Here is a 17,433-nt window from a genome sequence, read left to right as displayed (position 1 = left end):
CCAATGCAAAACTTGCCAAATATCGTCCCAAGAATATCTTGGTCAACATCTATTTCTCCTGTAATATGACCTAAATAAGTTAAGGCTTCACGAATATCCATGGCTAATAAATCGCCAGGAAGTCCCATGTCCATACCTTGTTTTATTTTTCCGATTTGTGAAAGTGTATTTTGCAGTGCTTCTAAGTGACGCGAATTGGTTACAATCGTGTCATCTTGATTGCTTCCTTTTAATTTGATTTGATGGATCAAATTTTCTTTTAAAGCCTCGATATTGTAGTGGTCTTTTGCCGAAATTTCTAAATGTACAACATCTTTAAACTCCTGTTTGATAGCATCAGAAATGGATGATTCGTTATTGTTTACATCTATTTTATTCGCTACATTAAACAAAATTTTACCACGTCGTTGCAAATCATCTAATTGATTGGCAATTTGGTTATCTGCTGTAATATTCGCGTCATACAAATAAATGATAATTGTTGCATGGTCAATTTTTTCAAATGTTTTTTCTATTCCAATACGTTCGATACTGTCACCAGCTTCACGAATCCCTGCGGTATCAATGAAACGAAATCCAACACCGTCAATATAAATAGTTTCCTCGATTGTATCTCGTGTTGTTCCTTCAATGTCCGAAACAATGGCACGTTCTTCGTTTAATAAAGCATTCAACAAAGTAGATTTACCTGCATTGGGTGCTCCGACAATAGCAACAGGAACTCCATTTTTAATCACATTTCCAAATGCAAAAGAATCAGCTAAACGTTTAAGAATCGATTGTAATTGGTTTAATAAATTATAAAATTGCGATCGATCTGCAAATTCGACGTCTTCTTCAGAAAAATCCAACTCCAATTCCATCAAAGCAGCAAAGTTGATCATCTGTTCTCTCAAATCTTTGATTTGATTCGAGAAACCACCACGCATTTGTTTGATGGCAATTTCGTGTGATGCTTTCGAGTCCGAAGCAATCAAATCGGCCACAGCTTCTGCTTGTGTTAAATCCATTTTGCCGTTCCAAAAAGCGCGGAATGTATATTCTCCTGGATTGGCATTACGAATGCCAATTTTATTTAATAGTTCTAATACTTTTTGTTGGATATAAATTGAGCCATGTGTCGAAATTTCGACAACATCTTCACCTGTATAAGAATGCGGATTTTTGAAAATAGAAAATAGCGCTTCATCAACAATGGTATCGCCGTCCATCACATAACCCAAATGTATAGTATGAGAAGAAGCTTCATTCAAAGATTTAGTAGCATTAAATTTTGATTGATAAATCTGAGCAACTTTAGAAATTGCTTCTGGTCCAGAAATACGAATAACCGCTATAGCGCCCATTCCATTGGCTGTTGCCAATGCACAAATTGTATCGTTGTTTAGCATATTGCAAATTTACAATTTTATTGGGAGAGATGAAATTATTTGACAAATCTTAATAAAAAGTTAAAATATGATTTTTTAATCATTTTAAATAAGTGTTAACGTTATAAAAAAACAATATATTAGAGTGTTTTTAATGGTGTTAACATTTATTTATGTTAATATTTTCTTATGATATTTCTTTCAAATGATTAAATTTGAATGCCCTTACCTTCTGAAAATTCAATTAGAAATAATTGAATTTTTGGAACTAATATTTACAATTATTACTTAATCAATAAATGATTTAGTGAAATATCTTATAAAATCAGCAGTAATAACCATTACTGCTGATTTTTTTTATTTCGAATTGTAGCTCGCTCTCACTGTGATCTGAGCTGTTTTTTGTCGAGAAATTGTATTAAACGATCCACCTGCCGAATATTCTTCATTGTCATTTTTTCCTGTAATCTGGAAAATTCCTAAATCGGCTTGTTTTAATTTTCCTAAACTCGATCCAGATTTTGTAGCAATATTTTCTGCTCGTTGTTTCGCATTTTCAGAAGCCTGTGCAATTAATTCTAATTTCAAATCTTCTAATTTTGAGTAATAATAATTAGGACTCGAAGAACTTAATTCAATTCCTTGACTAATTAAATTTGAGATTTCGCGCGAAGCTTTTTCAATTTTATCCAATTCTTTTGACTCAATTGTGGCGTCTTGCGATAAATTGTAGCCTGTAAATTGACTGAAAGAATTACCATTAGAATCGCTTCCATATTGAAAATCTTTTGTGATATTCACCGCTTCAAATACAATTTCATTTGGTTTGATTCCTTGCGAAATGAGAAAGTTTTTTACAATTACCTGATCAGTTTTTAATTGATCCGAAGCAACTTTCAAATCAAAATCTTTTCGACTAAAAGTAGCTCGCCATTTGACTAAATCAGCATCAAAGTTTTTCAATGCATTTCCTGTCACATTAATGGATTCTGTTGTTTTGAATTTATATTTATAGGCATTTCCTAAAATACAAGCTGCGGCAATTAATCCGACGGCTAAAATAGAAGCGACAATAACTGAAAATTTATTCATAATAATATGGTTTTCAGTAAATATACGAAAAAATAAAAAACGATTATTCACTACTAATAGTGAAGTTATGCCAATAAAATAGGAAAATCTTGATTGATAATAAAAATGACTAAATTTCCTTCAGAATAATCAATAGTCACTAAATCTTCTGTAGCTTTATTGCGCGTTCCAATACGAGAAAGTAAGTTTAAATCTTCGTTGTTTAATGGATATTCTAAACCTTTTGTGACTATATTTTTACATTCAGGAAAGGGTAGAAGTGAAATTGTTCTTCCAAAATAACCTTCTAATTTTGTTTCTTTTTCTGCGAAAAAATAATGGCTATAATTATCGTAAAATAAAATATTGATTTGATTTTTAAAACGAAAAGCAGCATTTAAATTTCCGATAAAATGGTCTTGTTGTCGACCACTTGCACCAAAAACATCAACATGTTCAAATCCTTTATCAATAATGATTTGCAATGCTTTTGCAAAATCGGTGTCGTTTTGTTCTGGTGTCGATATAACCTCAATTCCAGCAGGAAAATCATTGTGCTGTGTTGAATCAAAATCGCCCGAAATAACATCGGGCGTTATATTTAATTGCTGTAAATAATGAAAAGCTCCATCTGTACAAAAAATAAGATCATAATCTGTAGCAGTTGGAAAAATGGTTGGAATTTCACCATTCAGAAATAAAAGTGCTTTGTTATTCACCTGGAATCCATTTTACTTCTTCGTGATTATTATCTGTGGCAATTTTACGACCTAATACAAATAGATAATCAGAAAGTCGATTTAAATATTTTTGTAATTCAGAACGAATATCTTCTACTTCAGCTAATCCAACTGTTAAACGTTCTGCGCGACGACAAATGCAACGTGCCACATGTGCGTGTGATGCAGCTTGGTTTCCACCTGGAAGAATAAAATGTGTCAATTGTTCTAATTGTCCTTCCAAATCATCAATCCATTCTTCTAATTGTACAATATCTTCTTCGGAAATAGTTTTCGGAATACGAGGTTTACCATTTGCTAAATATAATTTATCGACTGGTGTAGCTAATTCTGCACCAAGATTGAATAAATCTTTTTGGATAATTATAATTTCTTCCTCCAATGCAGGATCGATTTCATAAGAACGGATTAACCCTAAATAAGAATTTAATTCATCAACTGTTCCGTATGAATCAATTTTTAAACTATTTTTTGAGACACGAGTTCCACCATATAAACCTGTTGTTCCTTTGTCTCCTGTTTTTGTATATACTTTCATTTGATTTCAACTAACTAATAATTATCGAAGATAAACATTTTATTGCAAATTTTTAGGTAAAAGAGGTTTTGTTAAAAAGTGATACCCAACTGCAACAACAATCAATACAACAGAAGTTAAAATCCATAAAACATCAAATCCGTACGATGTTGCAATATGCGTTCCGAGGAATGGAGAGATTATAAATGCAGCTGCATTCGACATTCCATTTAAGCCCATATAAGCACCACGATTATTTCTTTGAGCTCGGAAAGCCGTAACGGTAGACATTAAGGGTAAAACCAACATTTCACCAATAGACATCATAAAAATGGCTACATATAGCATACCGATGGTATGATTGAAACTGAAAATAGAATAACTAATTGCGGTTATAAAAGAACCAAATACCAAGAGTTTAGTAATGGTGTATTTTTTTTCGGTATAATGGATCAATAACATTTCAAAAACCACAATGATAATTCCACTGAATCCCATTAATAGTCCAATTTCTGATTGCGTCATTTGAACAACATCTTTATAGAAGAGCGGAAGTGTATTTAGAATTTGGAAAAATGCAACCGAAAATAATAAACATATAATATTGAATAAAATAAAAGGCATGTCGGTATATGCATTACGTTCTTTCACTTCTTTTTGTTCGATTTCTTTTACATCGTCTTCTACCATGTTTCGTTCTTTTCTACCATAGAAAAAAGAAACGAATACAATTCCTGCGATAAGTGCTGCTCCTGCATTACAATAGAAGAGCAAATCGTACGAATAATTGGATAAGAATCCACCCATCGATGGTCCAATAGAAAAGCCTAAATTAATTGCCATACGGTTTAAAGAAAATGCACGGGTAATGTTTTGTTTTTTAGCATAACGTGTAATGGCAACCGAGTTAGCTGGACGAAACATTTCGCTTATTGTACTTAAAATAAGCATGATGATTGAAAACGATAAGACCGTTGAAAAATAAGGCAAGATTAAAAATAAGGGCGCACTCAAAAATAAACTTAAAGCTTGTACTTTGAAGTTACCAATTTTATCAGTAATCCATCCGCCAAGCCATGAACCTAAAACTGCTCCAATTCCATAACAACTTAAAACAATTCCAGATTGTTCTAAACTAAAATCAAGTTCAGAAATCAAATAAATTCCTAAAAAAGGTAAAACCATCGAACCCATCCGATTTAACAACATGACGATGGCTAACATCCAAGATTCCTTCGATAATCCACTATAAGCGTCAATGTAAATTTTCAGAATTTTTTTCATCTATTCATTTTCTTTAAAAAAGTGGTTCAAAGTTAAGTTCTTTTTTCGCAAAAATTCGTTTATTTATCAAGCTTTCTGATATTCTTTGATTACTTTTGAGACCACTAAGAAAATAAACTCATCACTATGCTATTTTATCACTTCATTCTAAAGATCTTAATTGTAATCAATGGGCTTGGAGCTGCCTCTGGATTGGTTGTAGATAAACGCTATGTTTATACTATTTCTGATGATAATCCACATTTATTTGTCTACGATAAGAAGAAAAAAGAAGTTGAAAAAATAAATTTGAATCCTGAAGTAAAGTCTGAAGGAAGCCATAAAAAAGATAAACCAGATTTTGAAGCAATTACGAAATACAAAGATCATTTATATATTTTAGGTTCAGGATCAAAAGAAAATCGTTTCGATTTGATTTCATATAATCTTAAAACGAATCAAGTAGAAAATAAAACGTATCGTGATCTTTTTGAAAAGTTTTTAAGTGTTTCGAAATTATCTAAAAAAGATTTTAACATCGAAGGTATCATTACAGATGGATATTGTACTTATTTTTTTAACAGAGGAAATGGACCTGCTGCTGCAAATGGAATTTATAGAGTGGGAGGTGCTTTAAATGATTTGAAAAATAAACCAATTGACTATTTTCCAATTACATTACCAAAATTAAATAACGAAATCACAACTTTTTCTGATGCGATTATGGTTGATGGTAAAATATTGTTTACGGCAACGGTAGAATCTAAAAGTACAACTCAGTTTAATGGAGAAATAAAAGGCTCTATTATTGGCGAGTTGGATTTAGCGATTATGGAGGTTACACGTTGGCAAAAAATATCAGACGATAAGAAAATCGAAGGATTAGCGTTATACAAAGAATCTCGAAAAAACTATACCTTGTATTTGTGCGAAGATAATGATGATGATTCGAAAAATGCATCGATTTATATCTACAAATATCAAAAAGAACTTTAAATTTTAGAATAACGATGATCAAAATACGGACATTGATTTTCGATTTATTCTTAAAAAATTGTGAAAGTATTTTCAAGACTATTATATTTGTCCGTCAAAATTTATTTATCAATTAAACATTATGCGAGGAAGATGGCTCATTGCAGCATTTGCAATCATTTTAAGTCTCTTGTGTATCAGACAACTAAGTTATACTTGGTACACCACTAAAGTAGAGAATGAGGCTGCGCGTTTGGCGAGTAAGCCAGAAGACGAACCAAGAATTTTAGATAGCTTGGCTCAGCATCCTCTTGATTTAGGAATTATCAAGTACGATTACGAGTATGCCAAAAACAATGAAATCAATTTAGGATTAGATTTGAAAGGTGGTATTAACGTAATTTTACAAGTTTCTGAAAGAGATTTATTACTAAATTTATCAGCGAAAAGTCAAAATCCAATGTTGGCAGCAGCTTTGGACGCTACTGATAAAGCCCAAAAAACAAACGGTAACGTACCTTATGTAGAATTATTTTTTCAAGAGTTTGATAAAATAAAAGGAGGAACAAAATATGCAGCTGCGGATTTGTTTGGTAACAAAAACAATGCAGATAAAATTGCTTATAACGCTTCTGACGATCAGGTAAAAGAGGTGATTCGTAAAGATATCGAAGCTAAAGTTGCCACTGCATATGATGTAATAAAGTCTCGTATCGACCAATTTGGAGTTGTAGAACCAGTTGTTCAACGATTAGGAGATAAAGGTGATGGACGTATCTTGGTAGAATTACCAGGTGTTTCTGATACTGACCGTGTAAAAAAATTATTACAATCTACAGCAAAATTAGAGTTTTGGCAGGTTGTTCGTCAAGATCCAACAGTTTTACAATATTTTTCTGGTGTTAATACAGAAAAGTACAATGTAAAAAATGACAAAGGACAAACGATTAAATCGTTAGCTGAAGTTATGCAACCAACAGGTTCTAATGCGAGTTTTGTTGTAAATGTTAAAGATACCGCTGTTGTAAATCGTGTGTTACAAGACAAAAGTTTTGTGCCTGGTTTACCAGCAAACATCAGAGGATATAAATATTCTTGGGCGAATAAGCCAATGAATTTAGGAAATCAAGCTAATGATAAATCAGCGCCTAAATTATTAGAATTTTATGTTTTAAAAGGGAAAAATGGTTCTCAAGAGCCATTAATTGAAGGTGATAAAGTAGTTTCAGCTTCTGCAGATCGTAACCCAGGCTCTATTACAAATGAACCAGTAGTTTCGATGCAAATGAATCCAGTAGGCGCACAAGAATGGGCACGTATTACGGACGAATTAAAACCTTCTGCAATTGATCGTGACGGACAAGGTGTTGCAATTGTGTTAGATAATATGGTGTATTCTGCACCGAATATTAAAAACCAAATTACAGGAGGTAACTCTCAAATTTCGGGTAACTTTACGTTAGAAGAAGCAAAAGATTTAGCAAATATTTTACAAGCAGGTTCTTTACCAGCTTCATCTAAAATTGTTTCAGCGGAGGTTGTAGGACCTTCATTAGGACAAGAAGCAATTAACAGTTCTTTGATTGCATTTGGTTGTGCGTTTACATTGGTATTAATCTGGATGTTGTTCTACTACAGCCGTGCAGGTATCTATGCGAACATAGCATTAATCGTTAACTTATTATTCTTATTAGGATTCTTAGTTTCATTAAAAGCTACTTTATCTTTACCAGGTATCGCCGGGATTATCTTGACGTTGGTAACAGGAATGGACGCAAATATCTTAATTTACGAACGTGTAAAAGAAGAATTAAGAAAAGGAAAATCATTACGACAAGCAGTAGATTTTGCTTACTCTTGGAAAGGTGCTTTCTCTGCAATTATTGATGCGAATTCAACATCATTTATCACAGCTTTAATTTTATTCTTCTTTGGTAAAGGTCCAGTTGTAGGTTTCGCAACAACGTTTATGATTGGTATTTTTACTTCTACATTTACAGCGATTTTTATTACACGTTATTTTGTAGAAGGTCGTTTAGCAAAAGGAAAATCAGTTCCTTTCTATACATCTTTTACAGCGCATTGGTTACAAAATATCAAAGTTGACTTATTAAAAACAAGAAAGATTTCGTATGCGATTTCAGCTGTTTTAACTACTGTAGCATTGATTTCTATTTTCACAAAAGGATTTGATATGGGTATCGAATTCCAAGGTGGACGTACATATACAGTTCGTTTTGATAAACATGTAGATCCTCAGCAAATTTCTGAAAGTTTAGGTGATGTCTTTGTTTTGGACGGAGAAAAAATGCAACCTCAAGTAAAAACATATGGTGGTCAAAATCAAGTAAAGATTACAACTGCATACAAAGCAGATGAGGATGGAACTAATGTAGATGACGAAATAAAAGATAAATTATATACAGGGCTTAAATCTTATTTACCAGCTAGTATGTCTGAGAAAGATTTCTCAGAAGATAATGCGACAATAGGTTTAATGTCTTCTGCAAAAGTAGGTCCTACAATTGCTGATGATACGACAAGAGCTTCATTTATTGCAGTTTCTTTAGCATTAGTAGCAATTTTCTTCTACTTAATCATCATGTTCAAACGTTGGCAATTCTCATTATCAACTATCATTGCTTTGGCGCATGACGTAATTATTGTATTAGGTGTTTTCTCTTTATTTAAAGGTGTTTTACCATTCAATATGGAGATTGACCAAGCCTTTATTGCTGCGATTTTGACAGTAATTGGTTATTCGATGAATGACTCGATTATTATCTTGGATCGTATTCGTGAAAACTTAACAGTTGAGAAAAACCATAAATTGTATAATATTATTAATATTTCTACATCAGAAACATTATCTCGTACAATCAATACGTCTTTATCAACGTTCTTAATCGTATTAATCATCTTTGCATTTGGTGGAGAATCAATCAAAGGATTTATGTTTGCGAAATTGATCGGTATCGTAATTGGTACTTTCTCATCTATTTTCGTTGCATCTCCTTTATTGTACGACTTTACGAAAAAAGGTCAAATGAATAAATAAGATTCAATTTTAAATAAATTTTAAGAAAGCCATCAGAGAAATTTGATGGCTTTTTTTCTTTTACTCCATTTAGATTTTATACATTTGTTTCGTGAATAGTTTAGTAATATACCCAGCGTTTTTAGACTTTCAAGAAGTCGTGATTATTATGGTAGTTGCCGTGGTAATTTTTGGACCAGATAAAATTCCGGAAATTGCACGTGGTTTGGGAGCTGCAGTACGAAAACTGAAAGAAGCTTCAGAAGATATCAAACAAGAAATTATGAATCCTGTTCAGGAAGTAGATCCAACAAAGGACATTCAAAATACAATTAATGAATTAAATCCATTGAATGAAGTGAAAGAAACTTTTCAAAAAATTAATCCAATGGAAGATTTCCAAAAATCGTTTGAAGAGCTAAGTAATCCAGTTGATGAATTACACAATGCCATTCATCAAGAGAATACTGTCGAAACAGCTTTGAGAGATACAGATGCACCAACAATGAAGCCTGTAGATCCAGTTCAAGATATAGAAACTCCAACTTCAACTGAACCAATTGCAGAAGAACCTGTAGAACCAGTTGTTGAAGAACCTACGATTATCAAGGAACCAAAAACTGTCGATGAAGCATTAGGATTAGGTGGATCAGTAAGTAGATAATGATACAAGATTTTTTTGATTGGGACGTACAAATATTTTTGTATTTCAATAATTTAGGTACAGAAAGTTGGGATTGGTTTTGGTTATTGGTTACCAATAAAAAAACGTGGATTCCGCTTTATGTCATATTTCTTGTTTTGTTGTACATTAAACTTGGATGGAAAAAGACATTATTAGCCGGAATTTGTGTTGCGTTAATGATAACGTGTGCTGATCAATTTACCAATATCCTAAAAAATTCTTTCCAACGTTATAGACCATGTTATACAGAATCTATTCAAGGCTTATTCCGTCCAATAGATTGTGAGGGGAGAGGTCGTTTTGGTTTTACATCTGCTCATGCTTCTAATCACATGGCGATTGCTATTTTTATGGGAATTATTTTAAGACGCTATTACAAATGGTTATTGTATGTTTTAATTGTTTGGGCATTAATGGTTGCTTACAGTAGAGTATATGTTGGTGTACATTTTACAGGTGATATATTTTTCGGAACCTTAATCGGTGTATTTTTCTCTATCATATTCCTAAAAATATATTATTTCTTGGAAAAAAAATATTTGCAGAATATCTAAAATAAAATTGACTAAATCAATACATATCAAAAAAGTCTATAACAATTTGTTATAGACTTTTTTAGTAAACTTAATTAAGTTATTTATACAATTATGTAAAATAGAAATAAAACTATTCGATTGTTTCGTCCAGTTTCTTAGGCTTTTTCTTCAAACGAAGAGCTTTCTTTTTTGCTAAGAATGAATTCAAATCTTCATCAATTTCAGTAGAATTTTCATCACCCAAAAGATAGCCCCAAGGTTTTAGTTCGGTCACATTATCAAAAACAATTTTCATCAACGCAAGGATTGGTATAGATAACAACATTCCCATAATTCCCCAAGTCATTTCGCCAATAACCAAACCAATAATGACAATTAGTGAATTTATTTTTACTTTAGATCCGACAATTTTTGGCATCACAACATTTCCGTCAATTGCGTGAATTGCAATGAAAGCAATTAATACAAAAAATAATTTTGAGGTAGACATTGTTGCGAAGGTGATGATAAGCGTTACGATTAATGAAATAATAATCCCAACATACGGAACAACGTTAAGTACTCCTGTTAAAATAGCCAATACAAATTTATATTTGAGCCCAAGAATCGAAAATGAAATAAATGATAAAATTGAAACTATTAGCATTTGTAAGAATAAGCCAATTAAATATTGTTTGACCATTTTTTGAATAGATGTAATCACATTATATACTTGATCGTGCGTATTCGAATTGAAAGCGTAATAAAGGAATTTAACCAAATGTCCACGATAAATAAGCAAGAAAACGATGTATAAAAAAGTAAATAAAACGGTTACAGTCATTGACGACACGATTGAAAGTACCTTTTCTATGACAATTGTACTTGTCTCGATAGTGGTTTTTACATTTTTTGTCAAATATTCCATTTGCGCATGCGAATTAATACCAAACGTGTGATGAATCCATTTCTGTAAATCGATAAAAGCTTCAATTATCTGCATCTGAAAAACAGGCCATTCATTCGCTATATCAGCCATTTGTAAGGCGATTAAATAGAAAATTCCTAATATAAATGCTGCAAATAATAGAGTTGTTATGATACTTGAAATTGCTCTTGGAAGAAACAAATATCTTTCGAAAAAAGTAGAAATAGGCGATAGTAATATCGAAATTAAGAAGCCTAAAATTAATGGAACTAAAATCGCTTTACCTATTATTGATATAAATGTTAAACAAATGATTGACAATAATGTGCAAGTTAGTTTTAAATAAAAAGGCCATTTTCTAATGACTTCCATAATGTAAAGTATTTTATGTTGACAATATTATAAAATTGATTCTATAAATATAGTTTTATTTTGTTAGATAATATTTGATTGTATAGTTTATTTCATTAAAAAAACCACGTTGTAAAAACGTGGTTTTCAGTATATAATGAAAGATGATTATTTTTTCTTCGTCTCTTTATTTTCTTCAATAATAGTCATTTCATCAATCAAACGTTGTGCATTTGCATATTTGTCAACTACCCATAAAATATAACGAGCGTCAACCATAATATTACGACAAATTTCTGGATCATAATTTAAATCTGACATAGTTCCTTCCCAAACACGGTCAAAGTTCAATCCGATTAATTCTCCTTTTGCATTTAATGCTGGAGAACCAGAGTTTCCTCCTGTTGTATGATTGGTTGCGATAAAGTTTACAGCTAATTTACCGTCTTTATCAGCATATTTACCATAGTCTTTGTTGTCATATAAACTAACCATTTGTTTTGGTAAATCATATTCGTAATCTCCAGGAACATATTTTTCCATTACGCCATCCATGTGTGTTACAGGTTCGTAATAAACCGCATCACGAGGTTGATAACCATCAACTTTACCATATGTTACACGTAAAGTAGAATTCGCATCTGGGAAGATTTTTTTATCTGTAAATACATCCATTTGCGCTTTCATATAGGTACGCATCAATTTGTTGATCTTATCTTGATTCGCTAAATAGGTAGGCGTTACATTTGTTTGATTCGATTCTAAAACAATACGAACTTGACTAATCAATGCATCTTCTTTTAGCGCTTTAATAAATTCAGCATCGTTTTCAGCTAAAGCTTTGATATTACCTAAAAGAGATTGTCCATTCATTTTTTTCGTTCCGTTAATCACCGAGTTTCCTAAAGCAGTTTTAATGTTTGCTGCAGTTGTATTCGGTAATAATTTTTGTGGAACTACTTTGAAATAATTATCAGCCAAATCAGAAGAAATTGTTTTGTCTAATTCTGGATTATAATCCTTGTGCATAGACGCTACCGTATTCAACGCTTTTGCTTTTGTTTCAGCATAATTTTTTTGCCCTACAGCATTCAAAATATTATTCAACGTTAAAGCCATTCTGAACGTTTCTGAATTTGAGAAAAACGACTCAGAGAACATAATGTTCGCTAAATTATAATCTTGATTTGCTTTATTCACGTCATTTAATTCAGAAATAATGTTCGCATATTGAGCGTTTAATTTCGAATTTTTAGCAATACGATTCATAAATTCTTGTTCGTATTGTTGACGTTTTTCTACCGCTTTCGAACGATTAAGCCCTAAAACTTCACCAATCCATTTTTTGTGTGCATTCGAAATACGTGCTTGTTTAGACGCATACGCAATACGAGTTGCATTGTCTTCTCGCATTTTTTTATCGATGTGCGATAATGCAATTGTACGAACATTAATACGTGCCGGATTGATAACATCTTTGATTTGTTCGATAGAAGAAGCTGGTAAATATTCGTCCGTTACACCTGGAAAACCATAAACAAACGTGAAATCGCCTTCGTTAATTCCCGAAATATTAATTGGTAAGTGATGTTTTGGTTTGTAAGGTACATTGTCTACTGAATATTCTGCAGGTTTATTGTTTTTATCCGCATAGATTCTAAACATAGCAAAATCTCCAGTATGACGTGGCCAAACCCAGTTATCGGTATCATTTCCATATTTACCAATTGCTGACGGTGGTGCACCAACTAAACGTACGTCTTTGAACGTTTCTGTTGTAAATTGGTAGTATTTATTTCCTTTATAGAAAGGTTTAATGAAAACTGTTTGGTACGATTCTTTTTTGCTTTTTGCATTAAAATCTTCGCTATTTTTTTTGATGATTTTGTTACGTTCTTCTTCAGACATATTTTCATTCACACCTTTTAAAATAGCTGTAGTTACATCTTTTATATCAATGATAAAAGTCGCTGTTAACCCTTCGTTTGGTAATTCGTCTTTCAACTCTTTAGCCCAAAAACCATCTGTTAAATAATCATTTTCTAAAGATGAATGCGCTTGAATTTCTCCATAACCACAGTGATGATTAGTTAATAATAAACCATTTGGAGAAATAACTTCAGATGTACAACCACCACCAAAATGCGCAACTGCATTATTGATACTTTTATCTCCAGTACTGAAAATGTCTTTTGATGAGATTTTCAATCCCATGTCTTTCATTTCCTTTTCATTCAATTCGGTCGGAATCCACATTCCTCCACCTTGTTGTGCAAACGCATTGAAACTTGCAAACAAAGCCATTAAAATAGACCCTTTAACGAATAGTTTCTTCATTTTTATTTGATTATTTTATTGTATCGATTTCTTAGATTTTCAAAGATAAAGAAATTTACATAAAACCAAGTTGATTTCTTAAAACCATTGTAAATAGTGAGTTTTTAAGGATTAATTTTTAATATTTTTGAGCATTAAATGTAGATAAATGAAAAGAGTACTGTTAGTTGTTTTAATAGCTTTAGGATTGCAATCGTGCACTATAAAAGAAGAATATGTTATTTATGAAGATGGAAAAATTGATTATAATTATTCGTTAAATGGCAATGATTTAAAATCATATATTCAAGATGAAGGTGGTTACAATTCACTTTTGAATGAAAAAAAAGAGGTGGTAGAGAACTTAAAAAAAGGATTAACAATTGAATCATTGCATAAAATAATGATTGAAGATGAAGATTTTTTGAATGATAAAAGGAGTAATGCAATCGCTTATTTTGAGGAAAATAAATTACTATATGAAAAATTTAAACAGCATAAAGTATATATTGATTTTAATGAATTAACGTATTCAACCGAGTTAAATTCAGTATCAACTGTCATCAGTAAAGAAAGTGAAGAGTTGAATACGTTTTTATTCAATTTGTTTATAGCGATTGATAATCCATTCAATACAAATTATTTAAATAATCAGAAGAATATAAATTCAACCAGTACCGAAATTGTATTTAATAAAGAAGATTTTAAGACTTTAGTCAGTGGCTTAATGCCGAATTTTGATGCTGGAATGGGAGATAATATGGTGTATAATAATATGTTTAATTATCAATTAATTATTCATGCGCCAACTAAAATAGTAAGTAGTACAGTTGAAGATGCCAATTTCTCCTTGGACCAAAAAACGATTCGACTAAATTTTACATTCAATGATATTATTTCGGGTAAGAATAAATCAGCCAAAATTACCTATTAAACGCATAGTTTCGTAAATTTGATTTTCGAAACACATTGTAAAATGAAACAAATTGTCGAGTTCCAAGATTTGGGAATGAACAGAAATTACCAAGAAATATGGGATTATCAAGAAAGTCTTTTAGCCGAAAATATAGCCGCAAAACAATACAACAGAGCACAAGAAAAGGAGGGAGGAACTGATTTTAAGAATACCAAAAATCATTTGCTTTTCGTAGAACATCCGCATGTTTATACACTTGGGAAAAGTGGTCATTTAGAAAATATGTTGGCGTCGAGCGATAAGTTAAATGAAATTCAAGCAACATTTGTTAAAACGAATCGTGGTGGCGATATTACGTATCATGGACCGCAACAATTGGTTGGGTATCCGATTATGGATTTAGAAAATTTTAAACCCGACATTCATTTGTATATGCGCAATTTGGAAGAAGTAATCATCAAAACAATTGCAGAATATGGTTTAAAAGGTGTTCGTTCTCAAGGAGAAACAGGTGTTTGGTTAGACGTTGGTCGACCTTATGCGCGCAAAATTTGTGCAATGGGAGTTAAAGCTTCTCGTTGGGTTACGATGCATGGTTTTGCTCTTAATGTGAATACAGATATGCGTTATTTTGAATATATTGTTCCATGTGGAATCCAAGATAAAGCCGTTGCGTCATTAGAAAGAGAGCTCGGTCATCAGGTAGATATGAACGAAGTAAAAGCGTTTACGAAAAAACATTTTGCTGAAGTTTTTGATGTAGCCTATAAATAAACATTTCTAAGAATAAAAATTATAGTAAAGACCGTTTTTTGTAAAACGGTCTTTTTTATTGGTTTTTAATTTGTTATAAACACTTCAATTAAATGTTTTTCATTTTCGACTATTTTTTAATTTTTTGTTAAAGAATAATTATAAATTTAGCACTTATAAAGAAACGTAATAATGGAAAATAACCAAATCAAAACGAATTATCCAGCGCTCTATACACTGATAATCGTCTTTTTTTTCTGGGGTTTTATTGCCGCAGGTAACAATATTTTTATTCCTTTTTGTAAAAATTATTTCAATTTAGATCAATTTCAATCACAATTAATCGACTTTGCATTTTATACTGCGTATTATGTAGGTGCTTTGCTTTTGTATATTTTTGGCGTTGTAAAAGGTAAGGATCTTGTTGGGCAATGGGGATATAAAAGAAGTATTGTTTACGGACTTTTGTTTTCTGCAATAGGAGCTGGCGCAATGATTATTGCGGTTCAAATTAATGTATATACAGCAATGTTAGTGGGGTTATTTATTGTAGCGTTAGGCTTTTCTTTGCAACAAACAGCGGCCAACCCTTTTGCTGTTCTTTTGGGAGATCCTAAAACAGGAACTTCACGTGTAAATTTAGGTGGAGGAATCAATTCCTTTGGAACAACAATTGGTCCGTTAGTAATTGGTTTTGCATTGTTTGGTACTTTTGAACATGTTTCGGATGACGCGATAAAAAGTTTACCACTTACAAAAGTAGAATATCTATACATTGGTGTTGGATTATTGTTTGTTATTGCAGCAGGAATTTTCTTTTTCTCAAAAAAAGTTCCAGATGGTATCAATAACGAACCAATGGAAAAATCTAACAAAGCATTAACAACATTAATTGTAATGACAATTTTATTGTTTGTAATGTTTTTACCAGTATTTTTGAGTTATAAAAGTGATGAGGCTTTAAAAATTGAAGAATTAAGCAGATTAATTGAAGCTAATCAAAATGTAGAATTAGTCAATCAATATAAAGCAGAAATTGCAACAATCAAAGAACCATTAGAAATGTATCGTATGTCATGGTTATTTGGTGCTTTAGCAGTCGTAGTTGTAGGATTATTGTATGCTTATTTCAGCGCTTCAAAAAAGGCAGAAGGCTGGGGAGCGATGAAATATCCTCAATTAATTTTAGGAATGTTAGCCCTTTTTCTTTATGTTGGAGTAGAGGTCGCAATTGGTTCTAATTTAGGTGAATTATTAACATTGAAAGAGTTTGGTAGCCTAAGTTCTTCACAAATTACACCTTACGTGACGATGTATTGGGGAAGTATGATGATTGGTCGTTGGGCAGGTGCAATTAGTGCCTTCAATTTGACTAAATCAAAAAAACAATTGTTATTAATTATTGTTCCATTAATCGCTTATTCAATTATTATTGGTGTTAATACAATGGCTGGTTTCGATATGTCGCATTTGTATTATTATATTATCTGTATTGCTTTACAAATTGTCGCATTCTTTTTATCAAAAGATAAACCAGCTCGTACATTATTAATTTTCGCAATATTTGGAGCAGTAGCAATGATTATTGGATTATTTTCTACAGGTATGACAGCTATCTATGCTTTCTTAGCAGGAGGATTAGCATGTTCTATTATGTGGCCAGCAATTTTCAGTTTATCAATTGTAGGATTAGGAAAATATACTGCGCAAGGATCTGCTTTTTTAGTAATGATGATTTTAGGAGGTGGAATTATCCCGCCAATTCAAGGAAAATTATCTGATATTATTGGAATTCATAATTCGTATATTATCCCATTATTTTGTTTTGCCTACCTTATTTTGTTCGCAATTATGGTAAAAGGATTTTTAACAAAACAAGGAATCAATATTGATGAATTAGAATCAGAAGGTAGTCATTAAAATAGTTTAAATTATGAAATAAAAAAAGGTTCTTGAGAATTAGACTGCACCCAAAAGTTTGGACAGATTAAAAATT

14 protein-coding genes are annotated in these 17,433 nt (G+C 31.8%); 7 read left to right on the top strand and 7 right to left on the bottom strand.

All coding sequences use genetic code 11. The annotated features are described in order from the left end of the window. The 5 genes from mnmE to Q0616_RS06885 all read right to left on the bottom strand — a co-directional run. On the bottom strand, window positions 1-1,391 hold a 1,391-nt coding region (gene mnmE / locus Q0616_RS06905), incomplete at its 3' end, for a tRNA uridine-5-carboxymethylaminomethyl(34) synthesis GTPase MnmE (RefSeq protein ID WP_298776042.1). Window positions 1,392-1,727: 336 nt separating this feature from the next. Beyond that, window positions 1,728-2,462 (bottom strand): SIMPL domain-containing protein, encoded by a 735-nt coding sequence (locus tag Q0616_RS06900; protein ID WP_171622151.1) that lies wholly within the window; start codon window positions 2,460-2,462, stop codon window positions 1,728-1,730. 65 nt (window positions 2,463-2,527) lie between these two features. Beyond that, the gene (locus Q0616_RS06895) at window positions 2,528-3,160 is read right to left on the bottom strand and encodes a thiamine diphosphokinase (RefSeq protein WP_171622150.1); all 633 of its coding nucleotides are present in this window, start codon (window positions 3,158-3,160) and stop codon (window positions 2,528-2,530) included. Continuing rightward, window positions 3,153-3,719 (bottom strand): cob(I)yrinic acid a,c-diamide adenosyltransferase, encoded by a 567-nt coding sequence (locus Q0616_RS06890; RefSeq protein ID WP_298776038.1) that lies wholly within the window; start codon window positions 3,717-3,719, stop codon window positions 3,153-3,155. The genes Q0616_RS06895 and Q0616_RS06890 overlap by 8 nt, the downstream gene beginning before the upstream one ends. 39 nt (window positions 3,720-3,758) lie before the next feature. Next, the gene (locus Q0616_RS06885; RefSeq protein ID WP_171622148.1) at window positions 3,759-4,982 is read right to left on the bottom strand and encodes an MFS transporter; all 1,224 of its coding nucleotides are present in this window, start codon (window positions 4,980-4,982) and stop codon (window positions 3,759-3,761) included. A 126-nt stretch (window positions 4,983-5,108) separates the two neighbouring features. Between Q0616_RS06885 and Q0616_RS06880 the strand changes: the two genes are divergently transcribed. The 4 genes from Q0616_RS06880 (at window position 5,109) to Q0616_RS06865 (ending at window position 10,212) form a co-directional block, all read left to right on the top strand. Then, window positions 5,109-5,957 (top strand): hypothetical protein, encoded by an 849-nt coding sequence (locus Q0616_RS06880; protein WP_298776029.1) that lies wholly within the window; start codon window positions 5,109-5,111, stop codon window positions 5,955-5,957. A 121-nt stretch (window positions 5,958-6,078) separates the two neighbouring features. Then, window positions 6,079-8,994 carry a protein translocase subunit SecD gene (gene secD / locus Q0616_RS06875; protein WP_298776026.1) on the top strand — a complete coding sequence of 972 codons (2,916 nt, stop codon included), beginning with the start codon at window positions 6,079-6,081 and terminating at the stop codon, window positions 8,992-8,994. Between the two features lie 91 nt (window positions 8,995-9,085). Next, the gene (locus tag Q0616_RS06870) at window positions 9,086-9,637 is read left to right on the top strand and encodes a twin-arginine translocase TatA/TatE family subunit (protein WP_298776024.1); all 552 of its coding nucleotides are present in this window, start codon (window positions 9,086-9,088) and stop codon (window positions 9,635-9,637) included. Beyond that, complete coding sequence (locus Q0616_RS06865) at window positions 9,637-10,212, top strand: phosphatase PAP2 family protein (protein WP_171622145.1); 576 nt, start codon at window positions 9,637-9,639, stop codon at window positions 10,210-10,212. The genes Q0616_RS06870 and Q0616_RS06865 overlap by 1 nt, the downstream gene beginning before the upstream one ends. Window positions 10,213-10,324: 112 nt before the next feature. On the opposite strand, the gene Q0616_RS06860 is transcribed toward Q0616_RS06865, so the two are convergent. Further along, window positions 10,325-11,473, bottom strand: a complete 1,149-nt coding sequence (locus Q0616_RS06860) for an AI-2E family transporter (protein WP_286483505.1) — start codon at window positions 11,471-11,473, stop codon at window positions 10,325-10,327. A gap of 147 nt (window positions 11,474-11,620) precedes the next feature. Next, window positions 11,621-13,789, bottom strand: a complete 2,169-nt coding sequence (locus tag Q0616_RS06855) for a S46 family peptidase (RefSeq protein WP_260542899.1) — start codon at window positions 13,787-13,789, stop codon at window positions 11,621-11,623. Window positions 13,790-13,937: 148 nt separating this feature from the next. On the opposite strand from Q0616_RS06855, the gene Q0616_RS06850 reads away from it, so the two are divergent. The 3 genes from Q0616_RS06850 to Q0616_RS06840 all read left to right on the top strand — a co-directional run bounded on the left by Q0616_RS06850 (window position 13,938) and on the right by Q0616_RS06840 (window position 17,357). Then, window positions 13,938-14,702 carry a hypothetical protein gene (locus Q0616_RS06850; RefSeq protein ID WP_298776018.1) on the top strand — a complete coding sequence of 255 codons (765 nt, stop codon included), beginning with the start codon at window positions 13,938-13,940 and terminating at the stop codon, window positions 14,700-14,702. Window positions 14,703-14,744: 42 nt separating this feature from the next. Then, window positions 14,745-15,458, top strand: a complete 714-nt coding sequence (lipB, locus tag Q0616_RS06845; RefSeq protein ID WP_171622140.1) for a lipoyl(octanoyl) transferase LipB — start codon at window positions 14,745-14,747, stop codon at window positions 15,456-15,458. Between the two features lie 171 nt (window positions 15,459-15,629). After that, complete coding sequence (locus Q0616_RS06840; protein ID WP_260542903.1) at window positions 15,630-17,357, top strand: MFS transporter; 1,728 nt, start codon at window positions 15,630-15,632, stop codon at window positions 17,355-17,357. Window positions 17,358-17,433: the final 76 nt, after the last annotated feature.

The organism is uncultured Empedobacter sp., assembly GCF_937930195.1.
Taxonomy (GTDB): Bacteria; Bacteroidota; Bacteroidia; order Flavobacteriales; family Weeksellaceae; genus Empedobacter; species Empedobacter stercoris.
Note: the sequence above shows the minus strand (reverse complement) of the source record. Positions and strands in the feature narration are given on the sequence as shown.

Bases quoted from the DNA above. Each gene is read 5' to 3' on its own strand.
- Q0616_RS06900 (WP_171622151.1), bottom strand. From the start codon at position 2,462: ATGAATAAATTTTCAGTTATTGTCGCTTCTATTTTAGCCGTCGGATTA.
- Q0616_RS06890 (WP_298776038.1), bottom strand. From the start codon at position 3,719: ATGAAAGTATATACAAAAACAGGAGACAAAGGAACAACAGGTTTATAT.
- Q0616_RS06885 (WP_171622148.1), bottom strand. From the start codon at position 4,982: ATGAAAAAAATTCTGAAAATTTACATTGACGCTTATAGTGGATTATCG.
- Q0616_RS06880 (WP_298776029.1), top strand. From the start codon at position 5,109: ATGCTATTTTATCACTTCATTCTAAAGATCTTAATTGTAATCAATGGG.
- secD (WP_298776026.1), top strand. From the start codon at position 6,079: ATGCGAGGAAGATGGCTCATTGCAGCATTTGCAATCATTTTAAGTCTC.
- Q0616_RS06865 (WP_171622145.1), top strand. From the start codon at position 9,637: ATGATACAAGATTTTTTTGATTGGGACGTACAAATATTTTTGTATTTC.
- Q0616_RS06860 (WP_286483505.1), bottom strand. From the start codon at position 11,473: ATGGAAGTCATTAGAAAATGGCCTTTTTATTTAAAACTAACTTGCACA.
- Q0616_RS06855 (WP_260542899.1), bottom strand. From the start codon at position 13,789: ATGAAGAAACTATTCGTTAAAGGGTCTATTTTAATGGCTTTGTTTGCA.
- Q0616_RS06850 (WP_298776018.1), top strand. From the start codon at position 13,938: ATGAAAAGAGTACTGTTAGTTGTTTTAATAGCTTTAGGATTGCAATCG.
- lipB (WP_171622140.1), top strand. From the start codon at position 14,745: ATGAAACAAATTGTCGAGTTCCAAGATTTGGGAATGAACAGAAATTAC.
- Q0616_RS06840 (WP_260542903.1), top strand. From the start codon at position 15,630: ATGGAAAATAACCAAATCAAAACGAATTATCCAGCGCTCTATACACTG.